The organism is Planomonospora sp. ID82291 (assembly GCF_015711645.1).
Lineage (GTDB): Bacteria > Actinomycetota > Actinomycetes > Streptosporangiales > Streptosporangiaceae > Planomonospora.
This window is the reverse complement of sequence record NZ_JABTEX010000002.1, coordinates 1,776,185-1,790,948: the sequence shown is the minus strand read 5'-3', so window position 1 is coordinate 1,790,948 and position 14,764 is coordinate 1,776,185. Positions and strand designations below refer to the sequence as shown.

Sequence of the window (14,764 nt, the reverse complement as noted above, 5' to 3'; positions counted from 1 at the left end):
GACCGCCCGCACGGAAAGACCCGCACGCGGATCACGACCGCCCGCACGGAAAGACCCGCACGCGGATCACATCCGCACGACCACCGTGTTCGCCGCGCGGTCGTGCAGGCCCCGCTGGTCGCGGTCCCAGATCAGCGCCGGTACGGCCAGGCAGAGCAGCAGCGTGCGGACCGCGACGGCCGCCGGGCCGGGCCGGCCGCCGTCGAGCACGGCGACGCGGATGCCGAGCAGGCGCATGCCGAAGGTCATCCCCGTGGTGCCGACCAGGATCAGGGTCGTGCCCGCGAAGATCGCGAGCGGGACCCATGCCTGCTTGGCGGGGTCGACGCCGAGGAAGCCCTGGGCGACGGCCCAGGTGCAGATCAGCCAGTCGATCACGATGGCGCCCAGCCGCCGACCGAACCCGGCGACCGCGCCGCCGCCCTCCTCGGGCAGCCCGAGCCGCTCTCCGGGGTAGCCCAGGTCGATGCCGGCCGACCTGACGCCGCCGAGCCAGGTCTGGGTCCACCGGGGCTGCTGCCTGCTGCTCATGTCCTCAACGGTATCCGCCGCGGGGCCCGCTCCCGCACCCGGCCGGGCCGGTCTCCGCGGCGGGGCGGGGGCGTCCGTCCCGGCCGCCGGGGATCCGGCCCGGGACCGCTCCGGCGGAGGCCGCCGTCGCGCCCGGAATCTGAAAACCGGGCAAAGGAGGCGTTGCTCCCCCTCGATGACACCCGTCCCCCAGGCTAGCGTGGAGGGGGTTCCGCTTAACACGGGTGAAACAAACGAGACACGGGGCGGTAACGGCGCAGGCCTACTTTCGGTCCGATAGCCCGTGCCCCTTGGGAGGTTCGCGTGTTCAACTCCGCCGACGACGTCCTGAAGTTCATCAAGGACGAAGGGGTGCAGTTCGTCGATGTCAGGTTCACCGACCTGCCCGGGACGACGCACCACTTCACCTTCCCCACGGAGAACTTCGGCTCCGGCGTCTTCACCGACGGCCTGATGTTCGACGGATCGTCGATCCGGGGCTTCCAGGCGATCCACGAGTCGGACATGCTGCTGCTGCCCGACCCGTCGACGGCGGTGCTGGACCCGTTCCGCCAGCACAAGACCCTGAACCTCAACTTCTTCGTGCACGACCCGCTGACGGGCGAGGCCTACAGCCGCGACCCGCGCAACGTGGCCCGCAAGGCCGAGGAGTACCTCCGCGGCACCGGCATCGCCGACACCGTCTACTTCGGCCCCGAGGCGGAGTTCTACATCTTCGACGACGTGCGCTTCGAGACCAGCGCGCACGCCAGCTACTACCACATCGACTCCATCGAGGGCGCCTGGAACACCGGCAAGGCCCAGGAGGGCGGCAACCTCGGCTACAAGCCGCGCTACAAGGGCGGCTACTTCCCGGTGCCGCCGATGGACCACTTCACCGACCTGCGCTCGGAGATGGTCCGCCGCCTCATCGACGCGGGCATCGACGTGGAGATGCAGCACCACGAGGTGGGCACCGCCGGCCAGGCCGAGATCGACTTCCGCTTCAACACGCTGCTCAAGGCCGCCGACACCCTGATGCTGTACAAGTACATCGTCAAGAGCACGGCCCTGGAGCACGGCCACACGGTCACCTTCATGCCCAAGCCGATCTTCGGGGACAACGGCTCGGGCATGCACTGCCACCAGTCGCTCTGGAAGGACGGCGAGCCGCTCTTCTACGACGAGGTCGGCTACGCGGGCCTGTCCGACACCGCCCGCTACTACATCGGCGGCCTGCTCAAGCACGCCCCGTCGCTGCTGGCCTTCACCAACCCGACGGTGAACTCCTACCACCGCCTGGTCCCCGGCTACGAGGCCCCGGTCAACCTGGTCTACTCCCAGCGCAACCGCTCGGCGTGCATCCGCATCCCGATCACGGGCTCCAACCCGAAGGCCAAGCGCATCGAGTTCCGCGTCCCGGACCCCTCCTGCAACCCGTACTTCGCCTTCGCCGCCCAGCTGATGGCCGGCATCGACGGCATCCGCAACAAGATCGAGCCGGTCGAGCCGGTCGACAAGGACCTCTACGAGCTCCCGCCGGAGGAGGCCCGCAACATCCCGCAGGTGCCCGGTTCGCTGCCGGAGGTGCTGGCCGCGCTGGAGGCCGACCACGAGTACCTCCTGGAGGGCGGCGTCTTCACCCAGGACCTGATCGAGACCTGGATCTCCTACAAGCGGGAGAACGAGGTCGACCCGATCCGCCTGCGCCCGCACCCGCACGAGTTCGAGCTCTACTACGACGTCTGACCGGCCGATGCGGTGACCTGCGCGGCCCCGGCCGGTGACCTGCCGGGGCACGTGCAGGACACCGCGGGCGCCGAACGCGAGGCCGTCGAGCGACCGTCCGTCCGGGGCGCGCTCGGCGGCCTCTTCCGCATGCGTCCCTCCACCGGGGCCGATCAGGGCGGCGGTGGATGAGCCCGCGCTCCCCGATCCGCGAGGATCCGGCCCTTTGCGGCACCGTGTACCACTGCGTACGATCCCTTCATGATCGAGGAGATCATCGCGCTGGCGGTGCCACTGGGCGTGCCTGCGGCACTCGTGTGCGGTTCCGTGGTCTTCGCCGCCCGATCGGCCCCCGCCGGTCGGCACGACCCCGTGCCCGGACACCACCTGCTCCGGGGGGCGGCCCTGTCGGCGGCCGGCGTCGCGGTGATGGCGCTCACCGCGTGGCTCACGCACGAGGACGAGCACTACGACGACTTCGGCGCCGCGATGACCGGCCTGGCGGGTGTTGCGGCCGGGGCACTGCTGATCTTCGGTCTGGGCCCCTTCGTCCCGTGGCTGCTGGGAGTGCTCGGGCGCAACGCCGTACGGCTGCCGGCCGTGCTCCGGCCGGCGGCCCGCCACATGGCCGGCAGGCCGTACCGGACCGCTCCCGGGGTGGCGGCGGCGACGGCCGCGACCGCGGTCGCCGTCGCCGTGATGATCATCGGGTTCGCCGTGACGGCCCAGGACAGGGCGGCGTACCGGCCTTCGGTCCGGCCCGGCGCGCTCCTCGTGGCGGGGTTCCCCCCCGACCGGGCGGCGGCCGTGCGGGCGGCCGTCCAGCGTGAGCTGCCGGGCGTCGCCGTCGTGCAGAACAACCGCCCGAGCGGCTCCGGCTCCGTCATCGTGGAGACGTCCCGCTCCTCCGAACACTCCTCCCTGTACGAGGAGTATCCGGATGTCTGCGCGAACGCCTCCACCCACCACTGCACGGCGATCTACATCGGCGACCGGGCCCTGCTCCGCTACCTCACCGCAGACCCCTCGCCCCGCTACGGCGAGGGCACCGCCGTGGTGATCGCGGCGGACGGCGACGAGGCCGATTCGGCGGAGATCCGCTACTCCTCCGCCGACGGCCCGTCGCTCTCCAGGACCGTCCCGGCGATCACCGTCAGCCCCGCCGATCCCTGGCCGGGCGGAGTCTTCATCCCCGAGGAGGCCGTGCGGGACCTCGGCCTCCGGCTGGAGCCGGAGCGGCTGATCGTCGACCCGTCCCTCCACCGGACGTCGGTGGCCGAGCGGGAGCGGCTCGACCACCGGCTGGGCGAGGGCGCGCTCACCTACCTCGAGCGGGGGTTCGAGGCTCCGGCCGGCTGGCCGTCCACCGTCGCGGTGGTGATCCCGATCGCTCTCGCCGGCGCGCTGATCGCGGCCCGCTCGACCGGCTCGGGGCCCGTGCCGCCACGGCTCGGCGGCGGTCGGGCCGCCCTGCGGCTTCTCGTCTCCTGCCGGGCGGCCTACGGCGCGGCCTGCGCGACGGTGACGGGCGCGTGCGCCGGATGCGTCATCGGACTGCTCCTGGCGTGGCCCATGACCACCTCGTCCGATTGGGAGCCGCTCCCGCGGGTTCCCTTCGACACTCCGTGGGCGCTGATCGCCGCTCTGGTCGTCGGGCTCCCCGTGCTCGCCGCGGCGGTCGCGGCCCTCGCCCCGCCCGGCCGGCCCACCCGGACGGGCCCCGCGCGGTAGCCGTCCGGAGAACGCCTCGACCGGGTCGCCGCGCGGCGCCCGCCCGCTCCCCGTGCGGTCAGCCGGTCACCTTGTCCAGGAAAGAGTGCAGGTTGGCCCGGGTCCGGGCGGCCTTCTCCTCCGGGGTGAGGGACTCCTCGACGGCGACGACCCCGCCGCCCGTGGCCTGCTTCCTCCCCCGCGCATAGAGCGAGCAGGCCAGATCGGTGCAGAGGTACTGCCCGACGGAGTCGCCCTGGCGGCCGGGTTCGCCGGTCCGGCGCGCGGTCATCAGCGCCACGCCGCCGCCCGGGTGCGTGGTCAGGCACAGCGAGCACATGCTGCGCGAGGTGAAGCCGCGCGACCCGCCGGACGTGGCCCGCAGGACGATTCCGACGAGTCGGTCGTCGCGCTCGGCGACCAGGTAGGCGCGTTCGGGCGCGCCCGGATCCCGCCAGCCGAGGAAGTCGAGGTGCTCCCAGGGCTGGTCGGCGAGATCCCTGGGCAGGTCGAGACGCCTGGCCTCGCCCTTGGAGCAGTTGACGAACGAGGTGCGGATGTCGTGTTCGGTGAGCGGCCTCATGAGCGGGAAGGCTAGTCTTCCTTAAGAACAGTAGGCAAATACTTAAAGCATGTAAGCAGAGGAGCGGTGCATGGCACGAGCGGGGCTGACCGCGGAACGGCTGACCCGGGCGGCGGCGGACCTGGCCGACGAGATCGGTTTCGCGAACGTGACCGTCTCGGTGCTCGCGCGCGAATTCGGCGTCCGGCCCGCGGCGCTGTACTCGCACGTCAAGGACGCGCGGGAGCTGCGGGTCAGGGTGGCGCTGCTGGCCCTGGCGGAACTCGCCGACAGGGCCGCCGCCGCCCTGGCGGGCCGGGCGGGCAAGGACGCGCTGACGGCCTTCGCCGACGCCTACCGGGACTACGCGAAAGAGCATCCCGGCAGATACGCGGCGATGCAGGTCGAGCTCGACTCGGCGGAGCTGGACACCAGCGCTGCGGTCCGGCACGCGGAGATGACGAGGGCGATCCTGCGCGGGTACCGCCTTCCGGAGCCCGACCAGACGGACGCGGTGCGGATGCTGCACAGCACGTTCCACGGGTACGTCAGCCTGGAGATGGCGGGCGGGTTCCGCCGCACTCCCCGCGAGGTGGACGCCTCCTGGTCCAGGACCCTGGACGCCCTCGACGCCGTCCTCCGGAACTGGCCGCCGGCCTGAAGCCCCCGGAGGTCGTGGGCCGGGAATCCTCCGAGCCGCGGACGTCCCGGACGCAAGCGGCGTCCCAGCGTTCTGCAAGCGGTCATCGGTAGTCATTGAGGGCACAGAACTACACATTCAGGAGAAAACCGTGTTCCGCACCGTCGCCACCACCGCCGGCGTCATCGTCCTCGCCCTGTCCTCGCTCGTCGCCTGCAGCGTGGACGACGAGGCGTGCGCCGCCTCGGCCGGCACCACGGCGACCGTCCGGTTCGTCCAGACCTCCACCGGTTTCTCGGCGGACCAGAAGCCGAAGCCCAAGAAGACGAAGAAGGTCGACGTCGACGCCGACGACTGCGACTGAGCACGCCGGTCACCGGGTTGTCCGCGGCCTCCTCGGCGCCGTCGCCCCCCTCGGCGACACTCGCGCAGGACCGCGGGCCGTCCGGCGGCCCGACGGCCCGGCGGGGTCCCGGCTGCGCGGGCCCGCCCCCGGTCGTCTCGTCTTCTACGGTGAGACGGGTGAACGCCGGGTGCGGACCCGCCGTGCCGGGATCCGCACCGGCCGGGGCATGATGATCGGTGCGTTGAGAACCGGCACCGAGGTCCGCACCGATCCCGTCACCTGGATCGAGGATTTCGCCGGATATTTCCGATACCTGTAACAACCGGCCGATCCAGAGGAGAGACATGCGCCTGGGCGTGATGTTCGAACGCGACCTTCCCCCCGAATCCCTCATCCCCTTCGCCCGCGACCTGGACGGCACCGAGGTCGAGGACCTGTGGGTGGTGGAGGACCTGGGCTGGACCGGGTCGATCTCGTCGGCGGCCACCGCGCTCGCCGTCACCGAGCGGCTCCGCGTCGGCATCGGGATCACCCCCGCCCCGCTGCGCAACCCGGCCCTGCTGGCCATGGAGCTCGGCAACCTGGCCCGCGTGCACCCCCACCGGCTGGCGGCGGGGATCGGCCACGGCGTCCAGGACTGGATGCGCCGGGTCGGGGTCCTCGCGCCGTCGCCCCTGGCCCTGCTGGAGGAGACCCTCGTGGCGGTGCGGGCGCTCCTGCGCGGGGAGACGGTCACCGTCGAGGGCCGGGCCGTACGGCTGGACGGGGTGAGCCTGGTGCACCCGCCCGCCGTGCCGCCGCCGGTGCTGGCCGGGGTGGTGCGGCCCCGGTCGCTGGAGCTGTCCGGCCGGGTGGCGCAGGGCACGATCCTGCCCGAGGGGTTCGGCCCCGAGCGGGTCCGGGAGGCCCGCGGGCTGATCGCCGCGGGCGGCGGGAAGGAGGACCACGAGCTGGTGGTCTTCGTCCACCTGCACGTCGGCGACGACCCGGACCGGGTCCGCGCGGCCGTACGGCCCGCCGCGGTGGAGCAGGCGGGGTTCCTGGGCGTCGCGCCGGAGGACGTCCCGATGGCGGCGGGCACCGCCGGGCAGGCGGCCGACGTCGTGCGGTCGCTGTGGGAGGCCGGCGCCGACACCGTGGTGCTCCGCCCGGTCGGCCCCGACCCGCTGGAGCACGTCGACCGGATCCTCGCCGCCCTGCGGTAGCCCCGGGCGGCCCGACCGGCGCGGACGGCTACGAGCGGTGCCGGAAGCCGGTCATGCGGCGCAGCACGTCCCACCAGAAGGGGGCGCCGAACAGCAGGGCGATCACGGTGAGGAGGTAGCCGGGCCAGTGGCCGGGGGTGAGGAGGCGGTCCCACCAGAGGGCGCCGTTCCAGTTGAAGGAGGGGTCGCCGCCGTCCGGCGGGAGGGAGACGCTCACGATGGAGTGGTCGAAGATCCTGACCAGCGCCGGTGAGCTGAAGGACTCGGTCACGCAGCCGAGGGCGTCGGCCGAGACGGCGGGGTCGCACCGCTCCCGCAGCCCGGCGAGCGCCTCCTCGCCCCCCTCCGCCACGGCCGTGACCGCCGCCCGGTAGGCGTTGTCGCGCAGCAGGGTCTTGCCGTACTCCAGCGCGTCCATGCCCAGCAGCAGGGTCAGCGCCACCCCGAGCGCGAACACCACCCACGTGACGTAGCGGCGGTACAGCGTGGACAGGCGCTGCATCTCCCCGTCGAACCAGTTCTCGACGCCCTTGCGGAACCTGCCCAGGTCGCGCTGGGCGCCCTCCCAGACGCCCTTGAGGTGGCCGGCCAGCGGGCTGCCGACGGCCTCCAGCTTGACGAGCAGGCCCTCCACCCCGCCCTCCTCGGCGGAGACCAGCTCCATGACCGCGCCGGAGAAGCGCTCGGGCGGGATGTCGGCGATGGTGGTCCGCGCCCCCTTGGGATGGTCGATCTCCTGCAGCCGGCGGTAGAGCCGGGCGGTCATGTCGACGTCGGGGGCGGGCTCCTCGGCCGTCAGCACGGCGGCGGGGTCGACCGGCATCGGCGCGACCACGGGCGGAGCGGGGTCGGGGCTGTGCGCGGGCCGCGGATCGTTCCTGGAGAAGGGCAGCTTGGCGAAGACATCAGCGATCTTGGACGGGATCCACGACGTCCCGTCGGCGGAGCCTCCGTCCATGGTGTCGCGCAGGTAGGCCCAGAGGAACTTGCTCCGGATCCCGAGCAGGCGGACGAAGGCCTCGTTGATCCCGCTCACCACGAGCGAGAGCAGCAGGAAGGCCAGCACCAGCCCGATGGCCAGGTCGACGTAGACCGATATCACAAGAGATCACCCGCACCGTTACTACACGGACGGCACGCCCGGCGCAAGGAGACTCTCCAGTTCCGGTAAAAGCCCGCCCCCGCGACGGCCGCCCCGCGGGGCGGCCGCCTCGCGGGGCGGTCAGTTCCCGTAGAAGACCCGCTCCACGACCTGGCGGGCCCGCCGGGTGACGCGGCGGTAGTCGTCCAGGAAGTCCTCACTGGCCTCCGGCGGGTAGCCGAGCGCCCGGGACAGGAGCGTGCGCTCGCGCACGTCCGCGGGGATGGAGTCGGCGGCGCGGCCCCGGACCAGCATGATCGCGTCGCGGATGCGGGAGGCGAACCGCCAGGCCTCGGCCAGCACGGCCTCGTCCCCGGCGGGCAGCAGCCCTTCGGCCACCGCCGCGCGCAGCGCCTCCAGGGTGCGGGTGGTCCGCAGCGGCGGCAGCCGCCCGGCGTGGCGGAGCTGGAGGAGCTGGGCCGCCCACTCCACGTCCGACAGCCCGCCCCGGCCGAGCTTGGTGTGCAGCGCGGGGTCGGCTCCGCGCGGCAGCCGCTCGGCCTCCATCCGCGCCTTCAGCCTGCGGATCTCCCGCACGGCCTCCTCCGGCACGCCTCCGGCCGGGTAGCGCAGCGGGTCGGCCAGCTCCAGGAACTCCCGGCCCAGATCCGCGTCCCCGGCGCAGAACCGGGCGCGCAGCAGCGCCTGGGACTCCCACGGGGCCGACCAGCGCCCGTAGTAGGCGGCGTAGGAGGCGAGCGTGCGGACCAGCGGCCCGGCCTTGCCCTCGGGACGCAGCCCGGCGTCGACGAGCAGCGGCGGGTCGGGGGCGGGCAGGGCCAGCAGGCGGCGCAGCTCGTTGGCCACCGCGTGGGCGGCGTCCGCGGCCGCCTTCTCGGCCGTGCCGGGCAGCGGCGCGTGCACGAACATCACGTCGGCGTCGCTGCCGTAGGAGCACTCCAGCCCGCCGAGGCGGCCCATCGCGATCACCGCGAACCTGGTGCCCAGCGGGGTCCGCCGCTCCATCTCGATCTTGCCGATCGCGGCGTCCAGCGCGGCCTGGACCGTCACGTCGTTGAGCGCGGACAGGGCCTGCCCGACCTGTTCGACGTCCAGGCGCCCGGTCAGGTCCGCCACCGCGGTGCGCAGCAGCTCCCGGCGGCGCAGGGCCCGCGCCGCGACGGCCCCGGTCTCGGCGTCGCCGGGGTAGCGGCCGACGGTGGCCCGGGCCTCCGACAGCAGCGCCCGCGCGGGCCGGGGGTCCAGCTCGCCGTCGGAGCCGAGCATCGCGACGGCCTCGGGGGCGTGCAGCAGCAGCCCGGTGACGTACCGCCCGGTGCCCAGGAGCCGCGCCAGCCGTTCGGCCACCGCGGTCTCGTCGCGCAGCAGCCGCAGGTACCACGGGGTGGTGCCCAGCCGGTCGGAGATCTGGCGGAAGCCGAGCAGGCCCGCGTCGGGGTCGGGGGCGTCGGCGAACCAGCCGAGCATGACCGGCAGCAGCGTGCGCTGGATCGCCGCCCTCCGGGAGACCCCGCTGGTCAGCGCGCTGATGTGGCGCAGCGCCCCGGCGGGGTCGGTGTAGCCGAGCGCCTCCAGCCGGGCCTGCGCGGCGGCGGCGGACAGGCGCGCCTCCGACTCCGGCAGCCGGGCCACGGCCGCCAGCAGCGGCCGGTAGAACAGCTTCTCGTGCAGGCGGCGGGCCTGGCTCGCGTGCCGCCTCCACCGGGTGGTGAACTCCCCCACCGGGTCGGCGCTCATGCCCAGCGCCCGGCCGAGCCGCCGCAGGTCGGCCTCCGTCTCGGGCACCACGTGCGTCCGGCGGAGCCGGTGGAGCTGGAGCAGGTGCTCGATCCGGCGCAGGAACGTGTACGCCTCGGCGAGCGCCCTGGCGTCCTCCCGCCCGACGTAGCCGCCCCGGGACAGGGCCGCCAGCGCGGAGAGCGTCGCGCGGCGGCGCAGCAGCGGATCGGAGCGGCCGTGCACGAGCTGCAGGAGCTGGACGGCGAACTCGATGTCGCGCAGCCCCCCGGGGCCGAGCTTGAGCTGCCGCTCGGCCTCCTCGGCCCGGACGTGGGCCTCCACCCGCCGGCGCATCGCCTGCACGTCCTCGACGAACCCCTCGCGGGCGGCGGCCTGCCAGACCAGCTCGTCGACGGTGTCGCCGTAGCGTCCGCCGAGCTCCGGGTCGCCCGCGACCGGGCGGGCCTTCAGCAGCGCCTGGAACTCCCAGGTCTTGGCCCAGCGCCGGTAGTAGGCCCGGTGGCTGGCGAGGGTCCGCACCAGCGGCCCGGCCTTGCCCTCGGGGCGCAGCGCGGCGTCCACCTCCCACAGCGAGCCCTCGGGGGTGGTGGCCGAGCAGGCGCGCATCATCCCCTGCGCCAGCCGGGTGGCGAGCCGGACGGCCTCCGTCTCGTCCATCCCCTCGCCGGGCTCGGCGACGAAGATCACGTCGACGTCGCTGATGTAGTTGAGCTCCCGGGCGCCGCACTTGCCCATGCCGATGACGGCCAGCCGTACCCCGGCGCACTCGGGGTGCTGGGAGCGCGCGACGGCGAGCCCCGCCTCCAGCGCGGCGCCGGCCAGGGCCGACAGCTCGGCGGTGACCTCGGCGAGCGTCGTCTCCCCGGCCAGGTCGCGCGCGGCCAGGTGGAGCAGGCGGCCCCGGTAGGCGACGCGCAGCGCGGACAGGACCTCCGTGCCGGACCCCGCGGCGCGCGGTTCGGCCGCCTCGGGATCGGCCCCGACCGCCGAGAGCAGCCCGGCGCGCAGGTCGGCGGTGGACGGCCGGGCCGCGGCCCGCTCGCCGGCGAGCAGCCGCCGGTGCTCCGGGTGCCGGACGACGTGGTCCCCCAGGGCGGCGCTGACGCCGAGGACGCGCAGCAGCCTGGCCCGCAGGCCGGGATCGTCGCGGAGCGCTCCGAGGACGCCCGGGTCCCGCTCGGCCAGCCGGTTGAGCGAGGTGAGCGCCAGGTCGGGGTCGGCGGTGGCGACGAGGGAGTCCAGCAGGCCGAGGTCCCCGGCCGCCTCGGGGCCCAGCTCGCCGAGGAGCCGCTCGGCCCTGGTCCCGTCGCCGAAGCCGAGGCGGGCCAGTCGTCCGGCGGTCGTCTGGATCCGGGGCACGGCGCCCACCGCCCCTCCCTCGTCTCCGGTCACGGGCACAGCTGACGTCTGCTCATCTTCCCATCGCGGGCCCGCAGGCACACGTCGCGTCCCCGGGCGCCCGCCCCGGGCCCCGCCCGCGGCCGTACGGCCCGCGGACGGGCTCTCCGCACCGGACCCCGTACGGCCCGCGGACGGGCTCTGCGCACCGGACCCCGTACGGCGGCGCTCAGGCCGGCGTGATCCAGATCGTCTTGGCGGTGGCCACCAGCGTGCCGTCGATCTCGTAGACCGCGCTCTCCCCGAAGAGCTTGCGGCCCTGGCGGCCGGTGGCGCGGGCGACCACGGAGTAGGCGCCGCCGGGGTAGACGCGGCGGTGGACCCGGGCGGTCAGGCGGCCGAGCAGGGCGGACTCGCCGGGCCTGAAGTGGGCCCAGCCGGTGGCGCAGTCGAGCGCCGACCAGATGACCGCGCCGGGGACCAGGCCGTCCTCACCGGTGAGGGTCATCGGCACGCGCCAGCCCGCCGCGACCAGGCCGGTGCCCTCCACCGGACCGGGGAAGATCCGCAGCCCGTCGCCGGGGGCGCGCAGGCCGCAGGCGAAGCAGCCGGGGAAGGCGTGCCCGGCCAGGCCCGGGAAGCCGCGCTCGGCGCGGGCCGCGTCGGGGAAGGGCACGAAGGGCGGGGCCTCCAGCGGCTCGGTGACGCCGATCGCCTCCACCAGGAGCTCGTCGCCGTGGGTGAGGGTGGCGGTGTCGGCGAGCCGGCGCAGGTGCAGCGGGGTCTCCAGCGGCGTGGGCGCGTGCAGCGTCACCTCGACGGCCGAGTCGGGCCGGGCGCCGTTCAGCGCCTCGGAGACCGTGCCCGCGATCCATCCGCCGTTCGCGGTGCCCTCGGGTCCGCGGAAACGTGCCGGAACGGTCACCACGGTCTGCAGACCGGTAGCCGTCGTCATGCCGCACCTCCTCATCGCCCTGCTCGGCGACTAAGTCTCAGATTCTTATACGAAAAGGACCAACCGACCCACCGAACTGGTTGCGTGCACACCCAACCAGAGCTCGATAACACCTTTGTGAGCCATCGGTAACGGGGGTATGACGCCGCTGAGGGCACCGCGGAGCACACGCTCAACGGCCGCTTTCGCCCCGGAGAGGGCCATGGTCTCCCCACGACGCGCACCCTCGAGAGCGGCGGCGGGCGCGGCGGGCGCCTCTCAGGTCACCAGACCCCGGCGGTAGGCGTAGACCACCGCCTGCACACGGTCGCGCAGATCGAGCTTGGTGAGGATGCGCGACACGTACGTCTTGACGGTCTCCTGGCTGATCACCAGCGCGGCGGCGATCTCACCGTTGGACAGGCCGTCGGCGATCAAACGCAGTACCTCCAGCTCACGCGGGGTCAACGGGACGCCGTTCTCCGTGCCCCCGACAGGACGGATGCGCGCCGCATACCTGCCGACGAGCTGCCGCGTCACCTCCGGCGCCAGCAGAGCCGCACCCGTCGCGACGGTGCGGATACCGTGCAGCAACTGCGCCGGCGGGGCGTCCTTCAGCAGGAACCCGCTCGCCCCCGCCCGCAACGCCTCATAGACGTACTCGTCCAGGTTGAACGTCGTCACCACGAGCACCTTGACGGGATCGGCCACCCCGGCGCCGGCCAACCTGCGAGTCGCCTCGATGCCATCCAGCACCGGCATCCGCACGTCCATCACCACGATGTCCGGACGCAGCCGCCGGGCCAGATCGACCCCGGTACGGCCGTCGCCGCACTCGCCCACCACCACGAGGTCGGGCTGAGCATCGATGATCGTCGCGAAACCGGTGCGGATCAGCGCCTGGTCGTCGCAGACCAGCACCCGGAGCGGCGCCGTCACGACGGGCGTCCCGCCGGGATGCGGGCCCGCACCACGAAGCCGCCACCCGCCCGCCGACCCGCGCTGAACTCACCGCCCATGGCGTCGACCCGCTCGCGGAGCCCGGCCAGACCCCGCCCGCCGCCACCGGGAGACCCGGCCCGCGCGCCCGGACCGTCGGTGCCCACCTCCACGCCGATCTCCTTCTCCCCGTAGCACACCACCACCACGGTACGGCTGCCGTGGGCGTATTTGAGCGCGTTCGTCAGGGCCTCCTGCACGACCCTGTAGGCCACGAACTCGGCGCTGCCCGCCGATTCCGCCGCACTGCCCTCCTCGGTGAACTCCACCGGCTGCCCGGCCTGACGGGTCTGCTCCACGAGCGCGCCCAGTTCACCCGCGGAAGGCACCCCGGCCTCACTGTCATGATCGGCCTTGAGCAGGTCGAGCATGTGGCGCAGATCGGAGATGGCCCGCCGACCGGTGTCGGTGACGGCGCCCAGCGCCGCGTCGAGGCGGTCGGGAGCGGCGGTCAGATAACGCGCGGCCTCGGCCTGCACGACCATCGCCGTCACATGGTGCGTCACCACGTCGTGGAGCTCGCGGGCGATCCGCGTGCGCTCGGCGGCACGGGTGGCCTCGGCGACGCGGCGACGGCGTTCGGCCTCGGCCGCGCGGGTCGAGCGCAACCACGCCCCCGTACCCCACGCCAGCGCCAGCGCCAGGTAGAACGCCACATAGCCCTCCGCCCTCTCGGCCCCGCCCAACCGGTCCAGCACCAGCGCCAGCGCCACGTACGCCGTGGACAGCACGACCACCGTGACGCGCCGGTGCCGCTCCAGGTGCGCGCCCGCACTGATGAGCGCGATGGGCATCGCGTTGCTCGCGAACACGTGGTAGGCGCGCACCTGGTCGAGGACGAAGCCGAGCGACACCAGGACCAGGCACATCGCGGGCCACCGCCGGCGCGCGGCGAGCGCAAGGCACTGCAGAGCGATCGCCACCAACGCCGGCGCGTCGAAAGGGCTCATCGGCAGATCACCGACCTGCGTCCCCTTGCCGTGCAGGGCCGGCAGCAGCGATGCGACGGCGAGCAGCAGCCCGAACACCGAATCCCGGACCACGACGCCGCACCGCCGCCACAGCTCCATGATCCGCCGCAGATCGATCACCGTGCGAGCGTAGCGTCCGCGCCGCGCCGGAACGGGACCACGTTTCCGCGCCGACGGGCCAGGCGCATGAACACGACCGTCAGCAGCAGGCCGGCCACCACCGCGAACACGCTCGCCTCCGGACCGAACTCACCGCCCGTCAGCACGGCGGGGCCCGACGTCACACCGTGCAGCAGCCCCTGCGCCACGCCGTTGCCCGACACCTCGGTGCCGAAGATGCCGGCCGCCGCGAAGTTCCAACCGAAGTGCACACCGATCGGCACCCACAGAGTGCGCGTGGCGGCGTAGGCCGCGGCGAGCATGCCGCCCGCCTCGATCGCGATGGCGATCGCACCCCACAGGCCGGCATGCGGGTTCAACAGGTGCGCCAGGCCGAACAGCAGGCTGGTCAGCACCATCGCCGGCCACGTACCGGCGCGTTCCTCGACGATCCTGAACAGGATGCCGCGGAACACCAGCTCCTCGGTCACCGCGGCGGCGGCCATGACGCCCAGCAGCCCGACCGCAGCCGCCGGCGAACCCGGACCGCCGATCCGGTAGCCGCCCACGACAGCGATGCTCACGATGACCGCCGCGAACAGCGCGACACCGATCAGCGTCCCCCGCGCGACGGCGCCGGAGGCTCCCTGCGCCGCCACCTCCACCGGTGCGCGGCGCTCGGACCACCGCACCGTCCGCGCGTAGACGAACACGGCGAGTGCGGCCACCGCGACGCCGGAGAGCAGAGTGAGAAGTGCACCGCCCCGCACCGCGCCCATGATCGCACTACCGCCGAAGCCGACCACCGCGACCGGCACGAACTGTTTCAACAACCGCATGACGACTCCCCCACGTGCGGGTCACACGGCGGGACCCCGCC

At 73.7% G+C, this 14,764-nt stretch carries 13 protein-coding genes; 5 read left to right on the top strand and 8 right to left on the bottom strand.

The features are described from left to right. Positions 1-66: 66 nt before the first annotated feature. The gene (locus tag HS045_RS18945; protein ID WP_196452631.1) at positions 67-531 is read right to left on the bottom strand and encodes an RDD family protein; all 465 of its coding nucleotides are present in this window, start codon (positions 529-531) and stop codon (positions 67-69) included. Between the two features lie 303 nt (positions 532-834). On the opposite strand from HS045_RS18945, the gene glnA reads away from it, so the two are divergent. Together glnA and HS045_RS18935 are read left to right on the top strand one after the other, a co-directional pair. Beyond that, positions 835-2,259, top strand: a complete 1,425-nt coding sequence (gene glnA / locus HS045_RS18940; RefSeq protein WP_196452630.1) for a type I glutamate--ammonia ligase — start codon at positions 835-837, stop codon at positions 2,257-2,259. A gap of 240 nt (positions 2,260-2,499) precedes the next feature. Then, a complete protein-coding gene (locus HS045_RS18935) occupies positions 2,500-3,969 on the top strand; it encodes a hypothetical protein (protein ID WP_196452629.1) in 1,470 nt (489 codons plus the stop codon). A 58-nt stretch (positions 3,970-4,027) separates the two neighbouring features. On the opposite strand, the gene HS045_RS18930 is transcribed toward HS045_RS18935, so the two are convergent. Further along, positions 4,028-4,531 carry an FBP domain-containing protein gene (locus HS045_RS18930; protein ID WP_196452628.1) on the bottom strand — a complete coding sequence of 168 codons (504 nt, stop codon included), beginning with the start codon at positions 4,529-4,531 and terminating at the stop codon, positions 4,028-4,030. Between the two features lie 70 nt (positions 4,532-4,601). On the opposite strand from HS045_RS18930, the gene HS045_RS18925 reads away from it, so the two are divergent. The 3 genes from HS045_RS18925 to HS045_RS18915 all read left to right on the top strand — a co-directional run bounded on the left by HS045_RS18925 (position 4,602) and on the right by HS045_RS18915 (position 6,701). Next, positions 4,602-5,171: a TetR/AcrR family transcriptional regulator gene (locus HS045_RS18925; protein WP_196452627.1), complete on the top strand. Its 570-nt coding sequence runs from the start codon at positions 4,602-4,604 to the stop codon at positions 5,169-5,171. 130 nt (positions 5,172-5,301) lie between these two features. Further along, entirely contained in the window at positions 5,302-5,514 is a 213-nt protein-coding gene (locus HS045_RS18920; protein WP_196452626.1) for a hypothetical protein, read from the top strand. Between the two features lie 326 nt (positions 5,515-5,840). Further along, positions 5,841-6,701 carry an LLM class flavin-dependent oxidoreductase gene (locus HS045_RS18915; RefSeq protein ID WP_196452625.1) on the top strand — a complete coding sequence of 287 codons (861 nt, stop codon included), beginning with the start codon at positions 5,841-5,843 and terminating at the stop codon, positions 6,699-6,701. Between the two features lie 28 nt (positions 6,702-6,729). Here HS045_RS18915 and HS045_RS18910 read toward each other — a convergent pair whose 3' ends face one another. The 6 genes from HS045_RS18910 to HS045_RS18885 all read right to left on the bottom strand — a co-directional run bounded on the left by HS045_RS18910 (position 6,730) and on the right by HS045_RS18885 (position 14,723). Beyond that, positions 6,730-7,803, bottom strand: coding sequence for a hypothetical protein (locus HS045_RS18910; protein WP_196452624.1), 1,074 nt, complete (start codon positions 7,801-7,803; stop codon positions 6,730-6,732). A 120-nt stretch (positions 7,804-7,923) separates the two neighbouring features. Beyond that, positions 7,924-10,911 carry a bifunctional [glutamine synthetase] adenylyltransferase/[glutamine synthetase]-adenylyl-L-tyrosine phosphorylase gene (locus tag HS045_RS18905; RefSeq protein ID WP_196452623.1) on the bottom strand — a complete coding sequence of 996 codons (2,988 nt, stop codon included), beginning with the start codon at positions 10,909-10,911 and terminating at the stop codon, positions 7,924-7,926. A gap of 199 nt (positions 10,912-11,110) precedes the next feature. Further along, entirely contained in the window at positions 11,111-11,836 is a 726-nt protein-coding gene (locus tag HS045_RS18900; RefSeq protein ID WP_196452622.1) for a PaaI family thioesterase, read from the bottom strand. A gap of 258 nt (positions 11,837-12,094) precedes the next feature. Continuing rightward, a complete protein-coding gene (locus tag HS045_RS18895; RefSeq protein WP_196452621.1) occupies positions 12,095-12,754 on the bottom strand; it encodes a response regulator transcription factor in 660 nt (219 codons plus the stop codon). After that, entirely contained in the window at positions 12,751-13,905 is a 1,155-nt protein-coding gene (locus HS045_RS18890) for a histidine kinase (protein WP_196452620.1), read from the bottom strand. The genes HS045_RS18895 and HS045_RS18890 overlap by 4 nt, the downstream gene beginning before the upstream one ends. Further along, positions 13,902-14,723 carry a CPBP family intramembrane glutamic endopeptidase gene (locus HS045_RS18885; protein ID WP_196452619.1) on the bottom strand — a complete coding sequence of 274 codons (822 nt, stop codon included), beginning with the start codon at positions 14,721-14,723 and terminating at the stop codon, positions 13,902-13,904. The genes HS045_RS18890 and HS045_RS18885 overlap by 4 nt, the downstream gene beginning before the upstream one ends. Between the last annotated feature and the right edge of the window lie 41 nt (positions 14,724-14,764).

What these genes read in the sequence shown, in the direction of transcription:
- HS045_RS18945 (WP_196452631.1), bottom strand. Translation starts at nt 531, where the DNA reads ATGAGCAGCAGGCAGCAGCCCCGGTGGACCCAGACCTGGCTCGGCGGC.
- HS045_RS18935 (WP_196452629.1), top strand. Translation starts at nt 2,500, where the DNA reads ATGATCGAGGAGATCATCGCGCTGGCGGTGCCACTGGGCGTGCCTGCG.
- HS045_RS18930 (WP_196452628.1), bottom strand. Translation starts at nt 4,531, where the DNA reads ATGAGGCCGCTCACCGAACACGACATCCGCACCTCGTTCGTCAACTGC.
- HS045_RS18925 (WP_196452627.1), top strand. Translation starts at nt 4,602, where the DNA reads ATGGCACGAGCGGGGCTGACCGCGGAACGGCTGACCCGGGCGGCGGCG.
- HS045_RS18915 (WP_196452625.1), top strand. Translation starts at nt 5,841, where the DNA reads ATGCGCCTGGGCGTGATGTTCGAACGCGACCTTCCCCCCGAATCCCTC.
- HS045_RS18900 (WP_196452622.1), bottom strand. Translation starts at nt 11,836, where the DNA reads ATGACGACGGCTACCGGTCTGCAGACCGTGGTGACCGTTCCGGCACGT.
- HS045_RS18885 (WP_196452619.1), bottom strand. Translation starts at nt 14,723, where the DNA reads ATGCGGTTGTTGAAACAGTTCGTGCCGGTCGCGGTGGTCGGCTTCGGC.